The organism is Mycolicibacterium baixiangningiae, assembly GCF_016313185.1.
GTDB classification, from domain to species: domain Bacteria; phylum Actinomycetota; class Actinomycetes; order Mycobacteriales; family Mycobacteriaceae; genus Mycobacterium; species Mycobacterium baixiangningiae.
Map to the genome: position 1 here is coordinate 781,039 of NZ_CP066218.1, position 21,990 is coordinate 803,028.

Consider the following 21,990-nt stretch of genomic DNA (forward strand, 5'->3'; position numbering starts at 1 on the left):
GTCAACAACCGTGCAGTCGGCGCAAGCTAGGAACGCTAGGCGTCGGCGAGGCGCTTCTTCTCCGCCTCGACGTCGAAATCCGCTGGCGGCCACGAAAGATCGAGACGTTCGAGCGCCTCGATCAGCAGCTCGGTCACGGCCAGGCGCGCGTACCACTTACGGTCGCAGGGGATGACGTGCCACGGCGCGTATTCGGACGATGTGCGCTCGAGCATCGCTTGATAGGCCTCTTGGTAGCGCGGCCACAGCATCCGCTCGTCGACGTCGGCGGGGTTGTACTTCCAGTACTTGTCTGGCCGGGAGAGGCGCTCGGCCAACCGCTTCTTCTGCTCGTCGAGTGACACGAACATCGTGACCTTGACGATCGTCGTGCCGTCGAGGACGAGCCGCTTCTCGAAGTCGTTGATGGTGTCGTAACGGGTGCTCCAGACCTCGGGTGCCACGAGGTCGTGCACCCGCACGATCAGCACGTCCTCGTAGTGTGAACGGTCGAACACCCCGATATGTCCCGGCGTCGGCAGCTTCCGCTCGATGCGCCAGAGGAAATCGTGGGCCAGCTCCTCATCGGTCGGCTTGCCGAAGTTGGCGTACTGAATTCCCTGCGGATTGCCAGCTCCCACAACGTGTTTGACGATGCCGCCCTTGCCTGCGGTGTCCATTCCCTGCAGCACCAGCAACACCTTGCGATTGTCGCCGGCAAGGCTGTTGGCGTAGAGCATCTCCTGCAGTTCGGCGAACCGTTCGGTCCGCTTCGCCAGTAGGTCGACCGCGTCGCTCTTGTTTCCCTTGAACCCCGGCGTCGCATTGGTCTCGATGGTGGCGACGGAGTCGCCCGGTCTGAACGCCAGATGGATGTGCGGCTCGTGCGTCCACAGCTCGGGCAGGTCTTCGGTCACGACGCCAGTCAAGCAGCTATGGCGGCAGAATCGGGGACGGATGCGGTTCGGACCGGAACTTGTCCAGCGAGCCACCCACTTCGACGATGCCGCACAACGCACTCCACGACAGCATCGTGAGGTAGTCGATGAGTTCGTCGGCGGTCATCCGCGGATGCGACATCCACGAGTGCGTGGCCAACTGCACCCCGCCGACGATGTGATAGGCCCACGGTTCGACACCGCCGGTGTCCATCCCGGCCCCGGCCATGCGGCGGCGCAACATCACCGCGAGCATGCGCGCGATGATCTGCTCGGAGTTGGCGACGGCCTTGCTCTTGCTGGCCGAGTTGTTCGCCATGACGAAGCGGTAGGGCTCGGGCTCGTTGGCGACGGTCTGCACGTAGACCTTGATGATCTCGCGGGTCAGGTCGTAGCCGTCGAGGTTCGAGGTCAGCGCGGCGGCCATGTTCGGGATCAGAGTGATCTGGGCGAAGCGCATCATCACTGCGGTGGTGAGGTCGTTCTTGTCTACGAAGTAGCGGTACAGGACGGTCTTGGAAACCCCGATCTCGGCGGCGATCTCGTCCATGCTGACGTTGCTGCCCAGCCGACGGATCGCTTCGAGGGTGCCGTCGACCAATTCGTTGCGGCGTTCGACCTTGTGCTGATGCCAGCGCCGCTTCCGACCATCGGTCTTGACCGCCAAAGGCGGGGTCTGTTGTGCCACTATCCCCGGAGTCCCATTCACTAGTCCTTCTCGATACTACGGCCGATGGGCTCCGGCAGCCGCGTTTGACCGAGGGGCTCGCGCGATAGCGGATGATGGACAACGTGTCATCCACACAGCACGCCGACCCGGCCGCACCGCGGTCCAGCTTCGCCGAGGCGATCGCGGGCGCGGACTCGGCGGCCGACGCCGAACGCCGCCGCGGTCTGCGGCGCATGAAGTCCGTCGCGCTGGGCTTCCTGCTCGGTGCCACGGCGATCTTCCTGCTCTGCACCTGGGTCCAATCGCAGGGCACCGCCGCGCCGTGGGTCGGTTATGTGCGCGCCGCCGCCGAGGCCGGAATGGTCGGTGCGCTCGCCGACTGGTTCGCGGTCACCGCGCTGTTCAAGCATCCGCTGGGCATCCCGATCCCGCACACCGCGATCATCAAGCGCAAGAAGGATCAGCTCGGCGAGGGGCTGGGCGAGTTCATCCGCGAGAACTTCCTGTCCGCCGAGAACGTGGAGACCAAGCTGCGCGACGCCGACGTGGCGGGCCGGCTCGGCAAGTGGCTGTCCGACCGCTCGCACGCCGAACGGGTGGCCAAGGAGACGGCCACCGTGCTGCGGGTGCTGGTGGAGATGCTGCGCGACGAGGACGTGCAGGACCTGCTCGACCGAATGATCGTCAAGCGGATCGCCGAACCGCAGTGGGGCCCGCCGGTGGGGCGGGTGCTGTCCGAACTGCTGCAGGCGGGCCGCCAGGAGGCGCTCATCCAGCTGCTCGCCGACCGGGCGTTCGAGTGGTCGCTGAACGCGGGTGAGGTCATCGAGCGGGTCATCGAGCGCGATTCACCGCAGTGGTCGCCGCGCTGGGTCGACCATCTCGTGGGGGACCGGATCCACCGTGAGCTGATGGACTTCACCGACAAGGTGCGGCGCAACCCCGACCACGAGCTGCGCCGGTCGGCCACCAAGTTCCTGTTCGAGTTCGCCGACGATCTGCAGAACGACGACGCGACCATTCGGCGCGCGGAGAACGTCAAGGAACAGATCATGGCGCGCGACGAGGTGGCGCGGGCGGCGGAGACGGCGTGGACTGCGGCCAAGCGCATCATCCTCGAGTCCGTCGACGATCCCTCGTCGACGTTGCGCGCCCGCATCGCCGATTCGGTCATGCGGATCGGGGAGAGTTTGCGCGACGACGTCGACATGCGGGACAAGGTGGACGGCTGGATCATCCGCGCGGCCCAGCACGTGGTGGGCGAATACGGCGCCGAGATCACCACGATCGTCACCGACACCGTCCAGCGCTGGGACGCCGACGAGGCCAGCCGGCGCATCGAGTCGCACGTCGGCCGCGACCTGCAGTTCATCCGGATCAACGGCACCGTGGTCGGGTCGCTCGCCGGCCTCGCGATCTATTCGATAGCTCAGCTACTGTTCTGACCTGCGCTAGCTAGTGCTTGCAATTGTTAGCACCCCCGCGTACGGTGGGTTTGTCGTCGATCGGATACCCGCGTTTCGAGGGGGTGACCACCATGCCGCAGGACGAGAATCTTGCCGCCGTGGTGACCAACGCCGCGCAGGACATCGGGAGCTTCATCCGGAGTCAGCGCGAGGCGGCGCAGGTGTCCGTACGGCAGTTGGCCGAGAAGGCAGGGGTCAGCAATCCCTACCTCAGCCAGATCGAGCGGGGATTGCGGAAACCGTCCGCTGACGTGCTCAACCAGATCGCCAAGGCGTTGCGGGTCTCGGCCGAAGTGCTCTACGTCCAAGCCGGGATCCTCGAACCCAGCGAACCCGGACAGGTCCGCGACGCCATCGTGAACGACACGGCGATCACCGAGCGGCAGAAGCAGGTGCTGCTCGACATCTACACCTCGTTCTGCCAACAGAACGAGGCAGCCGTAGGCGACGTGGATGAGGAGCCGACGAGTGACCACCCACCGGTCGACGTCGACCTGATCGAACGCGCACTAGGAACCACCCCCCAAGATCCCGGAAAGGACATCCACCATGGCTGAGAAGAACACCCAGGTCGAGATCGAAGACCTCAAGGCCCCGCTGCTCGCCGCGGTCGGCGCTGCCGATCTGGCCCTGGCCACCGTGAACGAGATCGTCGCGAGCCTGCTCGAGCGCGCCGAAGAGGCCCGCGGCGACGCCAACAGCCGCGTCGAGGAGAGCCGCGCCCGCATCAACAAGCTTCAGGGAGAACTCCCGACCCAGGTCGTGGAGCTGCGCGAGCGGCTGACCGCCGACGAGCTGCGTCGTGCCGCCGAGGGCTACGCCGAGGCCGCGCAGAGCACCTACGCCAAGCTCGTCGAGCGTGGCGAGGCCGCACTCGAGCGCCTGCGCAGCCAGCCCGGCTTCACCGACGCCGCCAACCGCGTCGAGAACTACACCGATCAGGCCGTCGACTTGACCGAGCAGGCCCTGGGCAACGTGGCGTCACAGACCCGCGCCGTCGGTGAGCGCGCCGCCAAACTCGTCGGTGTCGAGCTGCCGAAGAAGACCGAGGAGGCTGCCGCGCCGGTCAAGCAGGCCGCCAAGAAGGCGCCCGCCGCCGAGAAGACCCCCGCCAAGAAGGCTCCCGCCAAGAAGGCGCCGGCCAAGAAGGCTCCGGCCAAGAAGGTCACGCAGAAGTAACTCGAATTCGACCGCGCGATGACGCCCGCATAGGCTGGTGAGGTGATACTTGCCGACCTTGCGGGCGTCATCGTCCTGGGTCTCGTCCTGATCGTGTTGGTCGTGGGTGTTTACTCCTTCGTCCACGCCGCGATACAGCGCACCGACGCCTACACCGCGGCCGGGAAACTCACCAAGCCGGTATGGCTGGCGATCCTCGGCGGCGGTGTTCTCGTCTGCCTGCTCTTCCGCGATGCGTTCGGCGCCGCGGTCTGCGCGTGCGCGGCCGGTGTCTACCTGGTCGATGTCCGGCCGAAGATCCTCGAGATCCAGGGAAAGTCGCGGTAGGTCGGTGCGTTTCTCCCTCGCTGCCGTGACGGCGGCCCTGGTCCTGCCGCTCTCGGCGTCTCTTTCGATGTCTCTTTCAACGGTCGTCGCGCCGTCCGCTTCCGCGCAACCCGCCCCGCCGCCGCCCTACATCGACCACGTCACGTGGGCCAAATGGGGCGACCTGTCCAGCCTGCGCGTCTATCCGACGGCCGCGGGCAGACGGGCCGCGGGTCAGGTCGGCACCGTCACGGAAGCCGAGCACGCCTGGGCCGAGGTGCTGGCCGCCTCACCCGACGCCGCCATCCCCGGCATGCGTGAACAGTTCGACTGCCACTGGCAGTTCGCGGAGTTCGCCCAGCCCGGAAAGACCAGCTGGAACCTGGAGCCGTGGCGGCCTGAGGTCCCCGTCGAGCAGATGGTGGCCGCCGGCTGCAATCCCGGCGGTACCGAAGAGCCGTTCTGATGGGCAGGTGGAGCCGCGAACGCGTGGCCGGACTCGTCGACCACACGCTGCTCAAGCCCGAAGCGACCGAGGGCGACGTCGACACGCTCGTCCACGAGGCCGCGGAACTCGACGTCTACGCGGTCTGTGTGTCGCCGTCGATGGTGCCCGCCGCCATGCGCGCGCGTCCGTTCATGACGAAGGTCGCCGCCGTCGTCGGGTTCCCGTCCGGTAAACACCTGCCCGGCGTCAAGGCCCACGAAGCCGCGCTCGCCGTCGCCGCGGGCGCCGACGAGATCGACATGGTGATCGACGTCGGCGCCATGCTCAGCGGTGACGTGGCCGCGGTGCACGCCGACATCGCCGCCGTCCGCGCCGGCATCGGGGAGCGCGCCCTGCTCAAGGTGATCGTGGAATCCGCCGCGCTGCTTCAATACGGCGGCGAGCAGGTGCTGATCGACGCGTGTCTGGCGGCGAAGTCGGCCGGCGCCGAATACGTCAAGACCTCGACGGGCTTTCACCCCTGCGGCGGCGCCTCGGTGACCGCGGTGGAGATCATGGCCGCGACCGTCGGCCCCATGATCGAGGTCAAAGCCAGCGGCGGTATCCGCACCGCCGCGGACGCGGTCGCCATGCTCGACGCGGGCGCGACCCGGTTGGGACTGTCCGGTACCCGCGCCGTGCTCGACGGGCTGGACTGAGCGTCACAGCCCGTTGAAGCAGGGGTCCTCGCCGCTCTTGGGGATCTCCGCGTTCTGCGTCGCCAACAGCGCCGTGATTCCGGTGTCGGTGACCTCGATGCTCTGCGCCTTGATGTCCATCGGATAGTTCTCCGTCAGCCCGGCGGTGAACGCGTTCAACGCGGGCTGCACGGCTTCGCGGGGGAGCGTGAACCCCAGCCCGGTCAGCTGCTGCACCTGCAGCGTGATCCCGCCGTTGGCGACCTCGGGCTTGGCCGTGATGCTGCCCAGCGCACCCTCCAGCTCGATGGTGCCATCTGACGGGTTGGTGCTCACCCCGGTCAGGAAGCTGCCGAACAGCGGAATCGCGTCCTGGACCGTCTGGGTGATGCCCTCCGACGCCCAGGTGACGTTCACGGCCATCGAGCCGATGCTGCCGCTGGAGTTCGCGGAGTCCTCCAGGCGGACGTCCTTGATGTCGATGCCGACCTTCATACCCTTGGCGTTACGGATCTGATTGCCGGCGGTCTCGATGTCGATGTTCGTGTAGTGGCCGGTCATGTGCTGCAGCAGGAACGGCGGCATCGCCCCGAACGACGCGGTGGCCTGGTCCTCGACGATGCAGGACACCACGCGCGAGACCACGTCGTCGGCGCGGTTGCGGGCGTACAACTCCCCGCCGAGCAGACCGGCCGCGATCAGCGCCACCACGATGACGACGGCCAGCACGATCGACAGCGGATCGCTGAACACGTCCTTGAGCTTCGCCAGGACGGAGCCGCGTTCCTTCGGCGGTTCCCCGCCCGGGCCGGGCGCCGACGGCGGTCCACCCTGCGAAAACGGCGGGGGAGGCGGGACTGGCGGCTGGCTGGCCGGACGGGCCCAGGGATCGGTCACGCCCGCGATTCTGCCCTACCCGGTGAGTCGACCTCCGCGCGGTTGTCCAGCACGGCGATGGTCTCGCGCACCGTGCGCGCGGCGTCCAGATCGAGGTCGGCGACCAGCAGTTGAGGGTCGGGACCCGCCGCGGCCACCACATCTCCGGTCGCCGAGGCGACCAGGCTGCCGCCGATCCCGGTCGGTCCGGACGCCGCCACCTCGTCACCCGGATAGGCCTGGTCGACGGCCGCGAGGTAGCCGGTGGTGTCGAGCGCGCGGGCCCGCGCCAGCAGCGTCCACTGGTCGAGCTTGCCCGGACCCGCACCCCACGAGGCGTGCACGGTGATCAGCTCCGCACCACGACGGGCCAACTCGACGTAGAGCTCGGGAAAGCGGATGTCGTAACAGGTCGTCAAGCCGACCTCGACGCCCGCGACGGTGATCGTGACGGGCTCCGAACCTGGTGCGACAGTGCGGGATTCGCGGAATCCGAACGCGTCGTAGAGGTGGATCTTGTGGTAGTGGGCGTCCACTCCGCGGCCCGCGGCGATCAAGGTGTTGAGGACCCGGCCGTCGCCACTCGGGGTGAACATCCCGGCGACGACAGTGACGCCGGCGCGGTCGGCGATGGACCGCACCGCACCGGCCCACGGTCCGTCGAGCGGTTCGGCGACCGGAGCCAGCGGGACACCGAACCGGCACATCGTCGCCTCGGGGAACAGCACCAGTTGCGCGCCGGCGTCGACGGCGCGACGGGTGAAGTCCTCGACCACCTCGAGGTTGGCCGCGGGGTCGGTGCCGGCGGCGATCTGCGCACACGCGATCCGCATGGCTCTGGACATGGCGTCAGCCTACGGGCGCGATCCGGTTGCAACACGTCGTTAACGCCGGTCGCGAACCGCTGTAACGACGCGGGGTTTGTCTGTCGGGCGAATCGCAGGGCAAGGAGGCTTTCCGATGGTGCTTCTCGGAGTGGGGATCAGCATCGCCGTCGTGGTTTTCGTCGGTTTCCTCGTCTCCCGGCGGATCGCGGGCGACAGCGCCAACTTCCTCGTCGGCGGCCGGACACTGCCGCTCGTGCTGGTCGGCGGCGCGCTGATGGGTTCGGCTGTCGACACCAACGCCACCCTGGGCAACACCGACCTGGCTTCGCAGTTCGGCTTCTGGGCCGGTGCCTGCCTGCCGCTGGGCCTGGCCCTGTGCCTGTTCTTCACCGGCCTGTTCTTCGCCAAGCCGATGAACCGGATGGGGCTGACGTCGTTCCCCGACTACTACCGGCTGCGGTTCGGCCGTGGCGTGGAAGTGGCCGCCTCGGTCATGCTGATCCTCGGCTTCTGCATCCTCGTGGCGGGCAATCTCGTGGCGGGTGGATTTCTGTTCAACTACTTCCTCGGCATCCCGTACTGGCTCGGCACGGTCATCATCGCGGTGCTGGCCGTGGCCTACGCCGGGACCGGCGGGCTGCTGGCCGACGCGTACACCGCGATCATCCAGATGACGATGATCCTGGTCGGCGCGGTCGGCCTGCTGATCTGGATGGCCACCACCCACGGTCTGTCGATCGAGGAGGGGATGGGTCCGCTGGACCTCGGCCAGATGACCGATCCCGCGCAGGGCGCCACGGTCAACTGGGCGACGCTGATCGCGCTGGGCATCGGCGACATCGTGGCGATCGATTTCATGCAGCGGGTCTTCGCCGCGAAGTCGCCGGAGACGGCGCGGCGGGCCTGCTTCGGGGCGGCGGCCGGCGTGGTCGCGATCTGCGTGCCGTTCGGACTCGTCGTGCTCTCGGCGAAGGCGTTCCTGCCCGAAGAACTCGACGGGCCGATCCTGCTGGTACTGCTCGACGGGTACGCACCGCTGGCGCTGACGGTCCTGGTGCTGTGCGGGCTCGTCGGCGCGTCCATGAGCACCGCCAACGGCGCGATCCTGGCCATCTCCAACGTCTCCGTGCGCAACCTCGGCGGCGTCCGACGCATGCGGGTGCCGGATCAGGTCGACCCGCTGCTGCGGGCCACCCGCATCGCGATGGTCCCGGTGACCCTGCTGGCCATCGCGATCGCGATCTACGTCAAACAGACGGGAATCCTGCTGACCCTCGCCTTCGACCTGCTGCTGGCCTGTCTGGTGGTCCCGTTCGTCCTCGGCCTCATCTGGCGCAGGGGGACGACCGCCGCTGCCCTGGTGTCCATCGTCGTCGGCCTGACGGTGCGCCTGGTGCTGTTCGTGATGACGCCGACGATGTACGGCCTGGACAACACGATCCTCTACGTCCCCAACGGCGTCTTCGACGCGTCGTTCGACGGCTGGCCGACGTTCATCGCGTTCGCCGCGTCGCTGGCCACCTACGTCGTGATCGCGCTCGTCAGCCCGCCCGCGCCGATCCGTGGACTCGACATCCAGGTCGCCGAGGATCTCGACGATGCGCTGGCCGGTGCGCCCGGCCGGGAGCCGGTCGCCTCACGGTGACGGAGACACGGTTTCCCACGGCACCGTGAGCACCCCGTCCCGCATCCTGCGCCGCGGCTGTTCGACCGGGATGCCCTCGTCGGCCAGCAGCTCCAGCATCGCGCGCCAGCGGATCCGCGGTCCGAAGACGCCGTGACCCGCCGCGCTGGCCCACGCCCGGTCCGCCGCGGTGAACAGCCGGTGGATCGGCTGACCGGGCACGTTGTGGTGGATCAGCACTTTCGGGAGGCGTTCGGCGAGATCGGACGGACGCTCGATGGCGAACGGATCGCACGCCAGCGTGAGGCTGACCGGGCCCGCGGCGTCCAGCAGCACCCACGCGCACCGACGGCCCAACTCGTCGCAGGTGCCGTCGACGATGAGACCGCCGGGCGCCAACCGGCTCCGCATCACGTCCCACGCCCCGCGGACCGCCTCCACCGGGTACTGCCGCAGCACGTTGAACGCCCGCACCAGCACCGGCTGCAACCCCGCCAGCTCGAAGCCGCCGAGCGCGAACTCGACCTCCGTCGCCGCGACGGCGCGGGCGGCCGCGACACGCTCCGGGTGGATCTCCAGGCCGACGACGCGCGCATCGGGACGCACCGAGCGCAGCCGGGCCGCCAGCTCCAGCGTGGTGACCGGGAGCGCGCCGTAGCCCAGGTCGACGACCAGCGGATCGGCCGCCGACAGCAGCGCCGTCCGCACGCGCGGGGAGTGCACCAGCCAGCGGTCACTGCGGCGCAGCCGGTTGTGCCCCGTCGTGCCGCGGGTGAGAACGCCGATCGGGGTGTTCGGACGCTGCATCATCGGCTTCAGCGGCGGCCGCTGACCCGTTCGGCGGTGAACCGCTGTTCACCGTCGAACAGGTGGCGCATGTTGGTCAGAATGAGGTCTTCGAGGGTGCCGCCGACCAGCGGGATGGAGACCTTGCAGGAGCTGCGCACCCGCAACTGGCTGCCGGTCGCGGTGTCGGCCAGTTCGTAGCGGCCGTCGAGCCGCCCCGGCGCACGGGGCATCGTGGCGGCGAAGGTGCCCTCGGCGCGCGCGGCGGCGGCGTCGAACGGAGCGAAGTGCTGTTCGCGGGTGATCACCAGGTCGACCGGCATCACCTTGCGGGCGATCGGCGGCAGATCGTCGCGCGGCATCACCTGCCGCAGCGCGATGTCGGTGCCGCGCGCATCGGACCGGAACAGGGTCAGCTCGGTGCGCGGATTGAGCTCCCGGTAGACCTCGGCCAGCGTGCGCCAGTACTCCTCGGAGGTGAACTGCGCGTGGATGTGTGCGGCGGGCGCGTCGAACGTGACGGTGTGTTCCATCCGCCGACTCATGGGAGCTCAGGCTACGCGCCCGCTCAGACGTTCTCCGTGATCCACACCGTGGTGAACCGCTGCTCGGCGATGATCAGGTCGACCAGCCCGTTGCCGATGAAGTTCTCGATCTTGCCGCCGACGAGCGGCACCCGCACCTCGACCGTCGCATTGAGTTCGAGCCGGGACCCGCCGGCGGCGCCGGGGACGAGCTGCGCCGTGCCGGTCAGCGTGACCGGCGCGCCGGGGATGGAGCCGGTGACCGTCGCGGTGGCCCTGCCGTCCTGCACGGCGGTCCAGGTCTCCTCGCGCTGGATTGACAGGTCACCGCGGTGGAACTGCGCGACCACACCGGGCAGCCGGTCGGCGCGCAGCGTCTGCGTGGTGGTGACCTTGACGGTGCCGTCGTCACCGACGGTCATCCCGTCGAGCGTGGCGTCGTCGGCGCCGGAATCCGCGAGCCGCGCCAGCCAGTACCGTTCGTCGCTGAGCGCTCGGTGCACCTGGTCGACGGTGCCCTCGTAGTCGGCGGCCAAGTCGAATGAGCGCGGCATAGCTGGCCAGGCTACCGTTACCGGCCGTGGGTAGCGGCGGGCAGGAGCGAAGTGACCCGGGGAGGAACTTCGGTCAGGAACTCGCGGGCGCGGTGGTCGAGGCCGACGTCGCACTGGCCCCGCTGACCACGTTGCGGGTCGGGCCCGTCGCGCGCCGGCTGGTCACCGCCGCCAGCAGCGAACAGCTCATCGCGGCCCTGCGTGCACCGGCTTTCCGGGACGGGCTGATCCTGGCCGGCGGGTCGAACGTGGTGCTGGCCGACGACCTCGACGAGCTCACCGTGATCCGCGTCGCCAACACCGAGATCACCGTGCGAGACGGCCTCGTGCTGGCGGAGGCCGGCGCGAACTGGGACGACGTCGTGGTCACCGCACTGGCGCACGGCCTCGGCGGGCTGGAGTGCCTTTCGGGCATCCCCGGATCGGCCGGTGCCACCCCGGTACAGAACGTCGGCGCCTACGGGGCCGAGGTCGCCGACACCATCCGGCGCGTCCGGCTGTTCGACCGGCGCACGGGACGCGACGTCTGGGTGGCGCCGCAGGAGATGGCGTTCGGATACCGCACCAGCGTGCTGAAGCACTCGCCACATGCCGTGGTGCTCGAGGTGGAGTTCTCCCTCGACGTCGAGGGGCGCAGCGCGCCGCTGCGCTACGGCGAACTCGCCAGGGCGCTGGACGTCGCACCCGGCGATCGTGCCGATCCGGTCCGGGTGCGCGAGGCGGTTCTGGCGCTGCGCCGCGGCAAGGGCATGGTGCTCGACGACGCCGACCCGGACACCTGGAGCGTCGGGTCCTTCTTCACCAACCCCGTGGTGACGGCGGCGGAGTACCAACGCCTCACCGCCCAGGTGGACGGCCCGGTGCCCAGCTACCCGGCCGCGGACGGGGTGAAGCTGGCGGCCGGCTGGCTGGTCGAACGCGCGGGGTTCGGCAAGGGCTACCCAGCCGACGGTGCCCCGGCCCGGCTGTCGACCAAACATGCGCTGGCTGTGACCAATCGGGGCCACGCCAGCACCGCCGACGTGATTGCGCTGGCCAGAACGGTGCGCGACGGTGTGCGCACGGCCTTCGGAATCGAACTCGCCCCCGAGCCGACACTGGTCGGCTGCTCGCTCTAGGTATCGTCGCTATACGTGAGTGCCGCCGACAAGTCGCCGCCGATGACCAGGCGGCGTGCCCTGACCGCGCTGGCGGTCGGACTCGTCGCGCCCGGTGCGCTCGCGGCCTGCAGCCGGTCGGCCAGCAACACCCCTGACCCGGCGGAAGCGCCGGCCTCGGCCTCGCTGTCGTTCGAACCGGCAACCTCGGCCACCGACGTCTTACCCACGGATCCGGTGCGGGTCGAGGTCGCCGGCGGCTGGTTCCAGCGGGTGGCCCTGACCAACGCCGAAGGCCGGCCCGTCGCGGGCGCGCTGAACCACGACCGCAACGTCTTCACCGTCGGCGAACCGCTCGGCTACGGCGTGACCTACAGCTGGTCCGGTTCGGCGGTCGGCGAGGACGGAAAAGCCGTACCCGTCCGGGGTGAGTTCACCACGCTCGATCCGTCGACCCAGGTCAACGGGCAGTTCCAGCTGTCCGACGGGCAGACCGTCGGCGTCGCCGCTCCCGTCATCCTGCAGTTCGACGCGTCGATCGACGACAAGGACAGGGCGACGGTCGAGAAGGCGCTGTCGGTCACCACGAACCCGCCCACCGAGGGCAGCTGGGCGTGGCTGCCCGACGAAGCCGCCGGGTCACGGGTGCACTGGCGCAGCAAGGAGTACTTCGCTCCCGGTACGACGGTGCGGGTGGACGCCAGGCTCTACGGGGTGAAATTCGGCGAGGACGCGTACGGCGCCGCCGACTCGTCGCTCGACTTCAGCATCGGCCGCCGGCAGGTGGTCAAGGCCGAGGCATCGAGCCACCGCATCCAGGTGATCGACCAGGCGGGCGCGGTGATCATGGACTTCCCGTGCAGCTACGGCGAGGGCGACCTGGACCGCAACGTCACCCGCAGCGGCATCCACGTGGTCACCGAGAAGTACGAGGACTTCTACATGACCAACCCCGCCGCCGGATACGCCAATGTCCGCGAGCGGTTCGCGGTGCGGATCTCCAACAACGGCGAGTTCATCCACTGCAACCCCAACAGCCTCGGTTCGCAGGGCAACAGCAACGTCACCAACGGATGCATCAACCTGAACCTGGAGAATTCGCAGCAGTACTTCAACTCCGCGATGTACGGCGATCCGGTCGAGGTGACGGGCACCCGCATCCAGCTGTCCTACGCCGACGGCGACATCTGGGACTGGGCCGTGTCGTGGGACGAATGGAAGTCGATGTCGGCGCTGTCGGAGGCGAACGCGCCGACGGGCATCCCCAGCACGGCACCTGTCACGCCGACGGGCGCCCCGCAGCCGGTCGACAGCCGTCCCGGCGGGTAGGTCTCTCGTCGGTTCGGCAGCGATGGGTCAGCGTCGGTTGAAGCGTGATCCGCTCGCGCCGCTGACTTGATCACGTGGCCGGACCACGATCAGGTCCAGGTCGACGTGGGACGGTCGGCTCGCGACGAACCCGATCACCTCGGCGATGTCCTCGGCCACCAGCGGGGTGACCCCCTCGTAGACCTTCGCCGCGCGTTCCTCGTCACCCTCGAACCGGTTCAGCGAGAACTCGGTCTGCACCATGCCGGGCGCGACTTCGGTGAGCCGCACCGGCTTTCCGAGTAGCTCACTGCGCAGCGTGCGGTGCAGGACGCCCTGGGCGTGTTTGGCCGAGGTGTAGCCGCCGCCGTTGTCGTAGATCTCCACGGCGGCGATCGAGGTGACGGTGACGATCAGTCCGTCGCCGGAGGCGATCAGCTTCGGCAGCAGCGCACGTGTCACCAGCAGCGTGCCGAGCACGTTGGCCTCCCACATCCATCGCCAGTGCTCGATGTCGGCGTCGGCGATCGGGTCCAGTCCGCGGGCGCCGCCGGCGTTGTTGACCAGCACATCCACGCGGTCCAGCGCCTCGGCCAACGCGGAGACCGCCTCGGCGGAAGTGACGTCGGCCACAATCGCCGTGCCGCCGATCTCCTCGGCGATAGCCGTGATGGGCTCTTCGCGACGGGCTACGCAGATCACGTGAAAGCCTTGTGCGGCAAGGGTTCTCGCAGTGGCGGCACCGATACCCGCACTGGCGCCGGTGACCACTGCGACGCGCTGGTCGCCTCCTGGAGTCGTCATCTGCCCAACTCTAGTCAGCGTGCTAAATTCGATTCGTGTTCTCCGGTGGTCAGGGCTTCGACGCACGGCACTGTTGTTGTCGTCGCGTACTTCGCCGCGCCTGACCGAACCCAGGGATCCGTTTCCCGTTGAGTCGTAGGTGTGGCCAGAACCCACCCGCCGACTCTCCCGAAGGACAATCCCGTGCGCGCCACCCTCACCCCCGCCCCCGTCGTTCCCGCCGCGGTGCGTCGTCGGCCCGCATCCAAGCGGCCGCTCGTCGCGGCGCCGCCACCGCGGATCCCCCATCAGCGCCACGTCGTCGCTCCGGCGCTGAAAGTCGCTGACGCAGCGGCTGCCTCGGTCTTCGCCGCCGCGCGTCTGCGCGGTCCGATCGCCCGCGATGCCATCGCCCGAGTCACCGGTCTGAGCATCGCCACCGTCAACCGTCAGGTCAGCGCGCTACTCGACGCCGCGATCCTGCGGGAGCGCGCCGACCTCGCCGTATCGGGCGCCATCGGTCGCCCGCGGGTGCCCGTCGAGGTCAACCACGAACCGTTCCTCACCCTGGGCATCCACATCGGCGCCAAGATCACGAGCATCGTCGCGACCGATCTGTTCGGCCGGACGCTCGACGTGGTGGAGACCCCGACGCCGAGAGGACCGCAGGAGGCGGCGCTCACGGTGCTGTCGGTCAGCGCCCGCAAATACCTGAGCCGGTGGCACCGGCGCCGTCCGCTGTGGGTCGGCGTTGCCGCCGGCGGTGTCGTCGACGGTGGCAGCGGCTATCTGGACCACCCGCGGCTGGGTTGGTCGCAGGCCCCCGTCGGGCCGGTGCTCGCCGAATCGCTGGGGTTGCCGGTATCGGTGGCCTCACACGTCGACGCGATGGCCGGGGCCGAGCTGCTGCTGGGCTCGCGCAGGCCCGCCGCCGCGTCCTCGTCGACGAGCCTGTACGTCTACGCCAGGGAGACGGTCGGCTTCGCGTTGTCGATCGACGGCCGGGTGCACTCGCCGACCAGCGGGCCCGGCACCATCGCGGCGCTGCCCGCCCAGTCTGAATTGCTCGGCGGCAGCGGGCAATTGGAGTCGACGGTCAGCGACGAGGCGGTGCTCACCGCCGCCCGCGGGCAGCGCATCATCGCTCCCGAAGGGCCGACGTCGACGATGGCGGCGGTGCTGCGCGCGGCGCGTCAGGGCAACGAGTCGGCGCAGGCGTTGTTGGGTGAGCGGGCACGGGTGCTCGGCGAGGCGGTGGCGTTGCTGCGCGACATGCTCAACCCCGACGACCTGGTGGTCGGCGGGCAGGCGTTCACCGAATACCCCGAGGCCATGCCGCTGGTCGAAGCGGCGTTCGCCGCGCGTTCGGTGCTGCCCTCGCGCGCCATCCGGCTGACCACTTTCGGCAACCGGGTGCAGGAGGCCGGCGCCGGGGTGGTGTCACTGGGTGGGCTCTACGCCGACCCGATCGCCGCGATGCGGCGGGTGTCGCCCCGCCGTCCCGAAGCGGCGTCGTGACAGCGCCGTCGTGACGGCGTGCCGATGACCGGGGTGTAGACATGAGTGCGTGCGCCTAGCAACGGACCAGCTCGGTAGGCCGCCCCAGCGAGTAGCCGTGTTGTCGGTGCACACGTCGCCGCTGGCGCAGCCCGGCACCGGCGATGCCGGCGGTATGAACGTCTACGTTCTGCAGAGCGCGCTGCACATGGCGCGCCGCGGTGTCGAGGTGGAGATCTTCACCCGCGCCACGTCGTCGGCCGATCCGTCGGTCGTGCGGGTGGCGCCGGGCGTCCTGGTGCGCAACGTCGTCGCAGGGCCGTTCGAGGGGCTCGACAAATACGATCTGCCGACCCAGCTGTGCGCGTTCACCGCCGGCGTGCTGCGCGCCGAGGCGACCCACGAACCCGGCTACTACGACATCGTGCACTCGCACTACTGGCTGTCCGGTCAGGTCGGCTGGCTGGCGCGGGACCGCTGGGCGGTGCCGCTGGTGCACACCGCGCACACGCTCGCCGCGGTGAAGAATGCCGCACTGGCCGAAGGGGACTCACCCGAACCGCCGCTGCGTGCCGTCGGCGAGCAGCAGGTGGTCGACGAGGCCGACCGGTTGATCGTCAACACCGAACTCGAAGCAGAGCAACTGGTTTCGCTACATCACGCCGATCGCTCGCGGATCGACGTGGTGCATCCCGGTGTCGACCTGGAGACATTCACACCCGGTGACCGGGGTGCGGCCCGCGCCGCGCTCGGACTGGACCAGCGCGAGACCGTCGTCGCGTTCGTCGGACGCATCCAGCCGCTGAAGGCCCCCGACATCCTGTTGCGCGCGGCGGCGAAACTACCCGACGTGCGGGTGGTCATCGCCGGCGGACCGTCGGGCAGCGGTCTGGCCGCCCCGGACACCCTGGTGGCGCTCGCCGACGAGCTGGGTATCTCGGCGCGCGTGACGTTCCTGCCGCCGCAGTCTCGGGAGGATCTGGTTCGGGTGTACCGCGCCGCGGATCTGGTTGCGGTGCCGAGTTACTCGGAGTCGTTCGGGCTGGTCGCGGTCGAAGCGCAGGCGTGCGGAACCCCGGTGGTTGCCGCGTCGGTCGGCGGGCTGCCGGTCGCGGTGCGTGACGGGGTGACCGGCGCGCTGGTCGACGGCCACGACGCCGGAGACTGGGCGCACACCATCGACTCGCTGCTGTCGCGCGGTCCGGACACCATGCGGCAGGCCGCGGTCGAGCATGCGGCCACCTTCTCGTGGGCCACCACCGTAGACGACCTGCTGGCCAGTTACGGCCGGGCCATCAGCGACTACCGCGACCGGCGTCCCCGCGACGAGGGAACGCTCTCGCGCCGCACCGCGCGGCGGTTCTCGCGGCGGCGGGGAGTGCGGGCATGAGCATCAGGCAGACGATCGTAAACACGTTGGAGGAACACGATCTGGCCTACACGTTCCACGACGGCGCGCACGGCGGACTGCCCGGCATCATCGTCGAACTGCCCGGCGAACGCCGCCTGAAGACCAACACGATCCTGTCGATCGGCGAGCATTCGGTCCGCATCGAGGCGTTCGTCTGCCGCAAACCCGACGAGAACCACGAAGGCGTGTACCGGTTCATGCTCAAGCGCAACCGGCGCCTCTACGGGGTGGCCTACACCCTCGACAACGTCGGCGACATCTATCTCGTCGGGCGGATGGCGTTGCACTCGGTCACTCCCGACGAGATCGACCGCATCCTCGGCCAGGTCCTCGAAGCCGTCGACGCCGATTTCAACACCCTCCTCGAACTCGGGTTCCGCACCTCCATCCAGAAGGAATGGGAGTGGCGGGTCTCGCGCGGTGAGTCGCTGAACAACCTCAAGGCGTTCCGCCACCTCATCGACGATCCCGACGGTGAGCAGGGCGCGGGCGGCGCAGCCCCCTGACGGTGAAGGTGCGCTTCGCGGTCCCCGTGAGAGGATTCAGCCATGGGAGATTCGACGCTGATCCTGCTCCGTCACGGCGAAAGTGAATGGAACGCGCTCAATCTGTTCACCGGGTGGGTCGACGTCGACCTGACCGAGAAGGGCAGGGCCGAGGCCGCGCGGGCGGGTGAGCTGATCGGCGACCTGGACCGGCTGCCCGACGTGCTCTACACCTCGCTGCTGCGCCGGGCCATCACCACCGCGAACATCGCGCTGGACAAGGCGGACCGGCACTGGATCCCGGTACACCGCGACTGGCGGCTCAACGAGCGGCACTACGGCGCGCTGCAGGGGCTGAACAAGGCCGAGACCAAAGAGAAGTACGGCGAGGACCAGTTCATGGCCTGGCGGCGCAGCTATGACACGCCGCCCCCGGCGATCGAGGCGGGCAGCGAGTACAGCCAGGACAGCGACCCCCGCTACGCCGACATCGGCGGCGGGCCGCTCACCGAATGCCTCGCCGACGTGGTCGCCCGCTTCGTCCCGTACTTCGAGGAGACGATCGTGCCGGACCTGCGCGCGGGCAAGACCGTGCTGATCGCCGCGCACGGTAACTCGCTGCGCGCGCTGGTCAAGTACCTCGACGGGATGTCCGACGACGACGTCGTCGGCCTCAACATCCCCACCGGCATCCCGCTGCGGTACGACCTGGACTCGGAGCTCAAGCCCACCGTGGCGGGCGGCACCTACCTCGATCCGGACGCCGCGGCGGCCGGCGCGGCGGCGGTCGCCTCGCAGGGTGCGAAGTAAGGCGTAATGCGAACACGCGGTGAACTGCGGCCGAACTCCTGCGTTTCAGACTGTGACTTGTCTTGATTTGGCCGCACGCTGCTGGGATGACGTTCACCGCATGCGTACGATTTTCGCGTGAGTGTGGTTTCCGCGCTGCTGATGACGGCAGTCGTGGCGCTACTCACGCTGCTGGTGGGCGTGGGGGTTGGCGTCGCGCTCACCCCACGGGTGGAGAAGCGGCGCCGGCGGCGGGCGGCCGAGGCGGCGGGTATCACGGTGTCGCAGATGCTGGCCCACATCGTGTCGTCGTCGCCGGTCGGGATCGTGGTCGTCGACAAATTCCGTGACGTGGTCTACAGCAATGCCCGGGCGGCCGAACTCGGCCTGGTCAGGGAGCGGTTGCTCGACGAACGGGCGTGGCAGGCCGCCCAGCGCACCCTGAGCGCCGGGGAGGACATCCAGGTCGACCTGTCCCCGCGCAAGGTCGCCCACCCCGGCCGGTCGGGTCTGTCGGTGCGCGGCACGGTGCGGCTGCTCACCGCGGCGGACCGCCGCTTCGCGGTCGTGTACGTCGACGACCAGTCCGAATACGCCCGCATGGAAGCCACTCGCAGGGACTTTGTTGCCAACGTGAGCCACGAACTCAAGACCCCGGTCGGCGCGATGGGGTTGCTCGCCGAAGCGCTGCTGGCCTCGGCCGACGACCCCGAGACCGTGCGGCACTTCGCCGACAAGATGGTCGCCGAAGCCCACCGCCTCGCCGACATGGTGGGCGAGCTGATCGAATTGTCCCGGCTGCAGGGCGCCGAGCGGCTGCCGGACCTCGGCGCCGTCGACGTGGACACCGTCGTCTCCGAGGCGCTGTCGCGACACAAGGTGGCGGCCGACAACGCCGACATCGCGATCACCACCGACACCCCGACCGGGTACAAGGTGCTGGGTGACCAGCCCCTGCTGGTCACCGCGCTGGCAAACCTCGTGTCGAACGCCATCGCCTACTCGCCGCGCGGCACGTCGGTGTCGGTGAGCCGGCGGCGCCGCGGCGACAACATCGAGATCTCGGTGACCGACCGCGGGATCGGCATCGACAAGGACGATCAGGAGCGGGTCTTCGAACGCTTCTTCCGGGTCGACAAGGCGCGGTCCAGGGCGACCGGCGGCACCGGGCTCGGCCTCGCGATCGTCAAACACGTCGCCGCCAATCACAACGGAGCCATCCGGCTGTGGAGTCAGCCGGGTACCGGATCGACGTTCACCTTGTCGATTCCGGCCCACCCCCACTCCGAAGATCCGGACGATGTAACGACCCAATAGGAGGACCAGAGACCTATGACCAGTGTGTTGATCGTGGAGGACGAGGAGTCCTTGGCCGATCCCCTGGCCTTCCTGCTGCGCAAAGAGGGGTTCGAAACCACCATCGTGGCTGACGGGCCCTCGGCGCTGGCGGAGTTCGACCGTGCCGGTGCCGACATCGTGCTGTTGGACCTGATGCTGCCCGGGATGAGCGGCACCGACGTCTGCAAGCAGCTGCGTGCCCGGTCCAGTGTGCCGGTGATCATGGTGACCGCCCGCGACAGCGAGATCGACAAGGTCGTCGGGCTGGAGCTCGGCGCCGACGACTACGTCACCAAACCGTATTCGGCCCGCGAGCTGATCGCGCGGATCCGGGCGGTGCTGCGTCGCGGCGTGGACGCGGACGACCCCGGCATTCCCGACGGGGTGCTCGAGGCCGGACCCGTCCGGATGGACGTCGAACGCCACGTGGTCAGCGTCAACGGTGAACCGATCACGTTGCCGCTCAAGGAGTTCGATCTTCTCGAATACCTGATGCGCAACAGTGGGCGGGTGTTGACCCGCGGTCAGCTCATCGACCGGGTGTGGGGTGCGGACTATGTCGGTGACACCAAAACCCTTGACGTTCACGTGAAGCGGCTGCGGTCGAAGATCGAGGCGGATCCCGCCAACCCGGTCCACCTGGTCACGGTGCGGGGCCTGGGGTACAAGCTCGAGGGCTGAGCCCACCGCTCTGCTCGACCGCCGCCGTCGGCCGGCACAGTGACGGGAAGAGGAGCGCACTGCCGGGGTGGGTGGTGTGGGCCCGGCCGCCCGGCGACCGCCACACCACCGTGCCGTCCGGCAGCTGCTCGTCGCGCCACTCTCCGGATCGCTTGAGCCGCTGGTGTTCCCGGCACAGCGCTTTCAGGTTGGCCGCCTGGGTGGGGCCTGCCGGCCACGGGATCGTGTGGTTGATGCCGCACTGCTGCGCCGGCTGATCGCACCCGGGAAAGCGACACGTCAGATCGCGGCACCGGACGAAGTCGGCGAGCGCCTGCGACGGTGTGCAGCCCTTCTCCGGTGGCGCGGCGCCCGGGTGGACCAGCCTTCGGATGGTCGCCGAACGGCCCACCTCGGCGAGCACCGGTGCGGGCAGTATGCCCCCGCCGAGCATCACGCCGGGGCCCGCGATCGTCGGCCCGGTCGGTGCGGGCTGCCAGAAGGCCTCGCCCAGCGTCATCTGCCGCAGCGTCTTGCCTGGCCCCTTGCGCTCCGGGTCGGCGCCGTCGAGCTGTGCGCCGACACTGGCCGAAAGGCTTGTCTCCTCGGCGATCACGTGCACCACCACGCAGCCCGGTGTCGTTATCGCGGCGGCACACCGTGTGCGACCGCAGCGGCATTCGAGTCCGTCGTCACCGCTGACCAACGCCCCGAGCGCGTCGGCGCGGCGTTGTCCGAGGTCCCGCGGATCGTCGTCGCACACCGCGCGCGCCATGCTGTCGAGGCGGTTGTCGAGTACCGCTGCGTCGTCGGCGTACAGCGTGGCCCACACCGCCCCGGTGCCGCTGCCGTCGGGCACGTCAACCGTCACGCCGCGGGAACGCGCCGCGATCCCGGTGCGGCGCAACGCATACGGATCGTGACGGTCGACCCAGTAGTCGATCGCCTGCTCGGCTCTGTCGGCGGTCAGCCGCATCCAGGTGTCCGCGTGCGCCGCGACGGCGGAGTCGACGGCGGCCATCGTCTCGGCGTCCTTGATCAGCGCGGTGCGGAAGGCGACGGCGTTCACCAGCCGGTAGGAGACCGCGCCGGTGGCGAACACCTCGGCGAGGCGCGGCAACCGGTCGTGCAGCGCCTTCGCCACGGTCAGCTGATGCGATGCGACGCCGAGGGACACGTTCATCTCCGCGCCCACTTCGGCGCTGACCGCATCCCAGTTGGCCAGGCACCGCTGCTCGCGTTCGGCGGCGTCCACCTCACCCAGGCGCGATTCGAGCAGCTCCGCGACGGCCTTCAGTCGCCGCGCGCATGCGGCGTTCTCCGCCTGTGCCCACGCGCCGACGGCCGCGGCACCGGATACACCTTCGACCAGTTCTTCGAACATGCTTGCGAACGCTAGCCGCGGGCGCTGACACGCCGACGCGTGGACTCGGCGATCTCGCCGCCCTGTGGATGCACCCGCCGCTGTGGACGAGCGGGGTCAACCCGCGAGGCCGCCCATGATCTCGAACACCTCGAAGGTGTTCACCCCCGCAAGCACCGACGGGTCGTGTCTGCCGATCTCCAGGACCTCGGCCCGGTCGGCCGCGCGCACCACGCCCAACCCCCAGACACCCTCCGGATCGGCCACCGGACCGTAGACCACGACCTTTCCGGCCTGCAGCAGCTCGCGCCAGTAGTCCTGGTGCCCGGCCATCGCCTGCTGTTCGTCGGCCGTCATCGTCTGCGCGAAGTCGGCGCGCGGCGGCACGAGCTTGAACAGGAACAA

At 69.1% G+C, this 21,990-nt stretch carries 25 protein-coding genes; 15 read left to right on the forward strand and 10 right to left on the reverse strand.

What is annotated here, in order from left to right; genetic code table 11:
- Positions 1 to 35 precede the first annotated feature (35 nt).
- The gene (locus I7X18_RS03655; RefSeq protein ID WP_193044507.1) at positions 36 to 896 is read right to left on the reverse strand and encodes a polyphosphate kinase 2 family protein; all 861 of its coding nucleotides are present in this window, start codon (positions 894 to 896) and stop codon (positions 36 to 38) included.
- A gap of 16 nt (positions 897 to 912) precedes the next feature.
- The gene (locus I7X18_RS03660) at positions 913 to 1,605 is read right to left on the reverse strand and encodes a TetR/AcrR family transcriptional regulator (RefSeq protein WP_193044506.1); all 693 of its coding nucleotides are present in this window, start codon (positions 1,603 to 1,605) and stop codon (positions 913 to 915) included.
- A gap of 92 nt (positions 1,606 to 1,697) precedes the next feature.
- On the opposite strand from I7X18_RS03660, the gene I7X18_RS03665 reads away from it, so the two are divergent.
- The 6 genes from I7X18_RS03665 (at position 1,698) to deoC (ending at position 5,684) form a co-directional block, all read left to right on the forward strand.
- On the forward strand, positions 1,698 to 3,032 hold the full coding sequence (locus tag I7X18_RS03665) for a DUF445 domain-containing protein (protein ID WP_193044505.1): 1,335 nt from the start codon (positions 1,698 to 1,700) through the stop codon (positions 3,030 to 3,032).
- 92 nt (positions 3,033 to 3,124) lie between these two features.
- Complete coding sequence (locus I7X18_RS03670; protein WP_193044504.1) at positions 3,125 to 3,610, forward strand: helix-turn-helix domain-containing protein; 486 nt, start codon at positions 3,125 to 3,127, stop codon at positions 3,608 to 3,610.
- Entirely contained in the window at positions 3,603 to 4,232 is a 630-nt protein-coding gene (locus tag I7X18_RS03675) for a heparin-binding hemagglutinin (RefSeq protein ID WP_193044503.1), read from the forward strand. Before I7X18_RS03670 ends, I7X18_RS03675 begins: the two co-directional genes overlap by 8 nt.
- 42 nt (positions 4,233 to 4,274) lie before the next feature.
- On the forward strand, positions 4,275 to 4,559 hold the full coding sequence (locus I7X18_RS03680; RefSeq protein WP_193044502.1) for a DUF2516 family protein: 285 nt from the start codon (positions 4,275 to 4,277) through the stop codon (positions 4,557 to 4,559).
- 4 nt (positions 4,560 to 4,563) lie between these two features.
- Positions 4,564 to 5,004 carry a DUF2599 domain-containing protein gene (locus I7X18_RS03685; protein WP_193044501.1) on the forward strand — a complete coding sequence of 147 codons (441 nt, stop codon included), beginning with the start codon at positions 4,564 to 4,566 and terminating at the stop codon, positions 5,002 to 5,004.
- Entirely contained in the window at positions 5,004 to 5,684 is a 681-nt protein-coding gene (gene deoC / locus I7X18_RS03690; RefSeq protein WP_193044500.1) for a deoxyribose-phosphate aldolase, read from the forward strand. Before I7X18_RS03685 ends, deoC begins: the two co-directional genes overlap by 1 nt.
- A 3-nt stretch (positions 5,685 to 5,687) precedes the next feature.
- Here the strand turns inward: deoC and I7X18_RS03695 are convergent, their stop codons facing one another.
- Both I7X18_RS03695 and I7X18_RS03700 read right to left on the reverse strand, forming a co-directional pair.
- Positions 5,688 to 6,560 carry an LmeA family phospholipid-binding protein gene (locus tag I7X18_RS03695; RefSeq protein ID WP_193044499.1) on the reverse strand — a complete coding sequence of 291 codons (873 nt, stop codon included), beginning with the start codon at positions 6,558 to 6,560 and terminating at the stop codon, positions 5,688 to 5,690.
- Complete coding sequence (locus I7X18_RS03700) at positions 6,557 to 7,372, reverse strand: carbon-nitrogen hydrolase family protein (protein WP_193044993.1); 816 nt, start codon at positions 7,370 to 7,372, stop codon at positions 6,557 to 6,559. Before I7X18_RS03700 ends, I7X18_RS03695 begins: the two co-directional genes overlap by 4 nt.
- A 127-nt stretch (positions 7,373 to 7,499) precedes the next feature.
- Here I7X18_RS03700 and I7X18_RS03705 point away from each other — a divergent pair, with 127 nt between their 5' ends.
- Positions 7,500 to 9,011: a high affinity choline transporter 1 gene (locus I7X18_RS03705; protein WP_193044498.1), complete on the forward strand. Its 1,512-nt coding sequence runs from the start codon at positions 7,500 to 7,502 to the stop codon at positions 9,009 to 9,011.
- On the opposite strand, the gene I7X18_RS03710 is transcribed toward I7X18_RS03705, so the two are convergent.
- Genes I7X18_RS03710 through I7X18_RS03720 form a run of 3 tightly spaced genes read right to left on the reverse strand, consistent with a single transcriptional unit; the run spans position 9,003 to position 10,854 of the window.
- Positions 9,003 to 9,800 carry a class I SAM-dependent methyltransferase gene (locus I7X18_RS03710; RefSeq protein ID WP_193044497.1) on the reverse strand — a complete coding sequence of 266 codons (798 nt, stop codon included), beginning with the start codon at positions 9,798 to 9,800 and terminating at the stop codon, positions 9,003 to 9,005. The genes I7X18_RS03705 and I7X18_RS03710 overlap by 9 nt on opposite strands.
- Before the next feature lie 5 nt (positions 9,801 to 9,805).
- A complete protein-coding gene (locus I7X18_RS03715; protein ID WP_226862937.1) occupies positions 9,806 to 10,321 on the reverse strand; it encodes a DUF2505 domain-containing protein in 516 nt (171 codons plus the stop codon).
- Positions 10,322 to 10,344: 23 nt separating this feature from the next.
- Entirely contained in the window at positions 10,345 to 10,854 is a 510-nt protein-coding gene (locus I7X18_RS03720) for a DUF2505 domain-containing protein (protein WP_193044496.1), read from the reverse strand.
- A gap of 92 nt (positions 10,855 to 10,946) precedes the next feature.
- Between I7X18_RS03720 and I7X18_RS03725 the strand changes: the two genes are divergently transcribed.
- Together I7X18_RS03725 and I7X18_RS03730 are read left to right on the forward strand one after the other, a co-directional pair.
- The gene (locus I7X18_RS03725; RefSeq protein WP_232375478.1) at positions 10,947 to 11,972 is read left to right on the forward strand and encodes a UDP-N-acetylmuramate dehydrogenase; all 1,026 of its coding nucleotides are present in this window, start codon (positions 10,947 to 10,949) and stop codon (positions 11,970 to 11,972) included.
- A 15-nt stretch (positions 11,973 to 11,987) separates the two neighbouring features.
- Positions 11,988 to 13,280 carry a L,D-transpeptidase gene (locus I7X18_RS03730; RefSeq protein ID WP_269751292.1) on the forward strand — a complete coding sequence of 431 codons (1,293 nt, stop codon included), beginning with the start codon at positions 11,988 to 11,990 and terminating at the stop codon, positions 13,278 to 13,280.
- 27 nt (positions 13,281 to 13,307) lie between these two features.
- Here I7X18_RS03730 and I7X18_RS03735 read toward each other — a convergent pair whose 3' ends face one another.
- On the reverse strand, positions 13,308 to 14,063 hold the full coding sequence (locus I7X18_RS03735; protein WP_193044494.1) for an SDR family oxidoreductase: 756 nt from the start codon (positions 14,061 to 14,063) through the stop codon (positions 13,308 to 13,310).
- Positions 14,064 to 14,246: 183 nt separating this feature from the next.
- On the opposite strand from I7X18_RS03735, the gene I7X18_RS03740 reads away from it, so the two are divergent.
- The 6 genes from I7X18_RS03740 (at position 14,247) to regX (ending at position 20,243) form a co-directional block, all read left to right on the forward strand.
- A complete protein-coding gene (locus tag I7X18_RS03740) occupies positions 14,247 to 15,560 on the forward strand; it encodes an ROK family protein (RefSeq protein WP_193044493.1) in 1,314 nt (437 codons plus the stop codon).
- Between the two features lie 49 nt (positions 15,561 to 15,609).
- A complete protein-coding gene (gene mshA / locus I7X18_RS03745; RefSeq protein ID WP_193044492.1) occupies positions 15,610 to 16,929 on the forward strand; it encodes a D-inositol-3-phosphate glycosyltransferase in 1,320 nt (439 codons plus the stop codon).
- On the forward strand, positions 16,926 to 17,456 hold the full coding sequence (locus I7X18_RS03750) for a type III secretion system chaperone family protein (RefSeq protein ID WP_193044491.1): 531 nt from the start codon (positions 16,926 to 16,928) through the stop codon (positions 17,454 to 17,456). Before mshA ends, I7X18_RS03750 begins: the two co-directional genes overlap by 4 nt.
- A 42-nt stretch (positions 17,457 to 17,498) precedes the next feature.
- Positions 17,499 to 18,245, forward strand: coding sequence for a phosphoglyceromutase (locus tag I7X18_RS03755; RefSeq protein WP_193044490.1), 747 nt, complete (start codon positions 17,499 to 17,501; stop codon positions 18,243 to 18,245).
- A gap of 117 nt (positions 18,246 to 18,362) precedes the next feature.
- Positions 18,363 to 19,541, forward strand: a complete 1,179-nt coding sequence (locus tag I7X18_RS03760) for a sensor histidine kinase (RefSeq protein WP_198730522.1) — start codon at positions 18,363 to 18,365, stop codon at positions 19,539 to 19,541.
- A gap of 15 nt (positions 19,542 to 19,556) precedes the next feature.
- The gene (regX, locus tag I7X18_RS03765) at positions 19,557 to 20,243 is read left to right on the forward strand and encodes a two-component sensory transduction protein RegX (RefSeq protein ID WP_193044489.1); all 687 of its coding nucleotides are present in this window, start codon (positions 19,557 to 19,559) and stop codon (positions 20,241 to 20,243) included.
- Here regX and I7X18_RS03770 read toward each other — a convergent pair.
- Together I7X18_RS03770 and I7X18_RS03775 are read right to left on the reverse strand one after the other, a co-directional pair.
- Entirely contained in the window at positions 20,206 to 21,606 is a 1,401-nt protein-coding gene (locus tag I7X18_RS03770; RefSeq protein WP_193044488.1) for an HNH endonuclease signature motif containing protein, read from the reverse strand. The two genes, regX and I7X18_RS03770, sit on opposite strands and share 38 nt — an antisense overlap.
- A gap of 96 nt (positions 21,607 to 21,702) precedes the next feature.
- Complete coding sequence (locus tag I7X18_RS03775) at positions 21,703 to 21,990, reverse strand: YciI family protein (RefSeq protein ID WP_193044989.1); 288 nt, start codon at positions 21,988 to 21,990, stop codon at positions 21,703 to 21,705.

Bases quoted from the DNA above. Each gene is read 5' to 3' on its own strand.
- I7X18_RS03665 (WP_193044505.1), top strand. From the start codon at position 1,698: ATGATGGACAACGTGTCATCCACACAGCACGCCGACCCGGCCGCACCG.
- I7X18_RS03670 (WP_193044504.1), top strand. From the start codon at position 3,125: ATGCCGCAGGACGAGAATCTTGCCGCCGTGGTGACCAACGCCGCGCAG.
- I7X18_RS03675 (WP_193044503.1), top strand. From the start codon at position 3,603: ATGGCTGAGAAGAACACCCAGGTCGAGATCGAAGACCTCAAGGCCCCG.
- deoC (WP_193044500.1), top strand. From the start codon at position 5,004: ATGGGCAGGTGGAGCCGCGAACGCGTGGCCGGACTCGTCGACCACACG.
- I7X18_RS03700 (WP_193044993.1), bottom strand. From the start codon at position 7,372: ATGCGGATCGCGTGTGCGCAGATCGCCGCCGGCACCGACCCCGCGGCC.
- I7X18_RS03705 (WP_193044498.1), top strand. From the start codon at position 7,500: ATGGTGCTTCTCGGAGTGGGGATCAGCATCGCCGTCGTGGTTTTCGTC.
- I7X18_RS03710 (WP_193044497.1), bottom strand. From the start codon at position 9,800: ATGATGCAGCGTCCGAACACCCCGATCGGCGTTCTCACCCGCGGCACG.
- I7X18_RS03715 (WP_226862937.1), bottom strand. From the start codon at position 10,321: ATGAGTCGGCGGATGGAACACACCGTCACGTTCGACGCGCCCGCCGCA.
- I7X18_RS03720 (WP_193044496.1), bottom strand. From the start codon at position 10,854: ATGCCGCGCTCATTCGACTTGGCCGCCGACTACGAGGGCACCGTCGAC.
- I7X18_RS03735 (WP_193044494.1), bottom strand. From the start codon at position 14,063: ATGACGACTCCAGGAGGCGACCAGCGCGTCGCAGTGGTCACCGGCGCC.
- I7X18_RS03750 (WP_193044491.1), top strand. From the start codon at position 16,926: ATGAGCATCAGGCAGACGATCGTAAACACGTTGGAGGAACACGATCTG.
- I7X18_RS03755 (WP_193044490.1), top strand. From the start codon at position 17,499: ATGGGAGATTCGACGCTGATCCTGCTCCGTCACGGCGAAAGTGAATGG.
- regX (WP_193044489.1), top strand. From the start codon at position 19,557: ATGACCAGTGTGTTGATCGTGGAGGACGAGGAGTCCTTGGCCGATCCC.
- I7X18_RS03770 (WP_193044488.1), bottom strand. From the start codon at position 21,606: ATGTTCGAAGAACTGGTCGAAGGTGTATCCGGTGCCGCGGCCGTCGGC.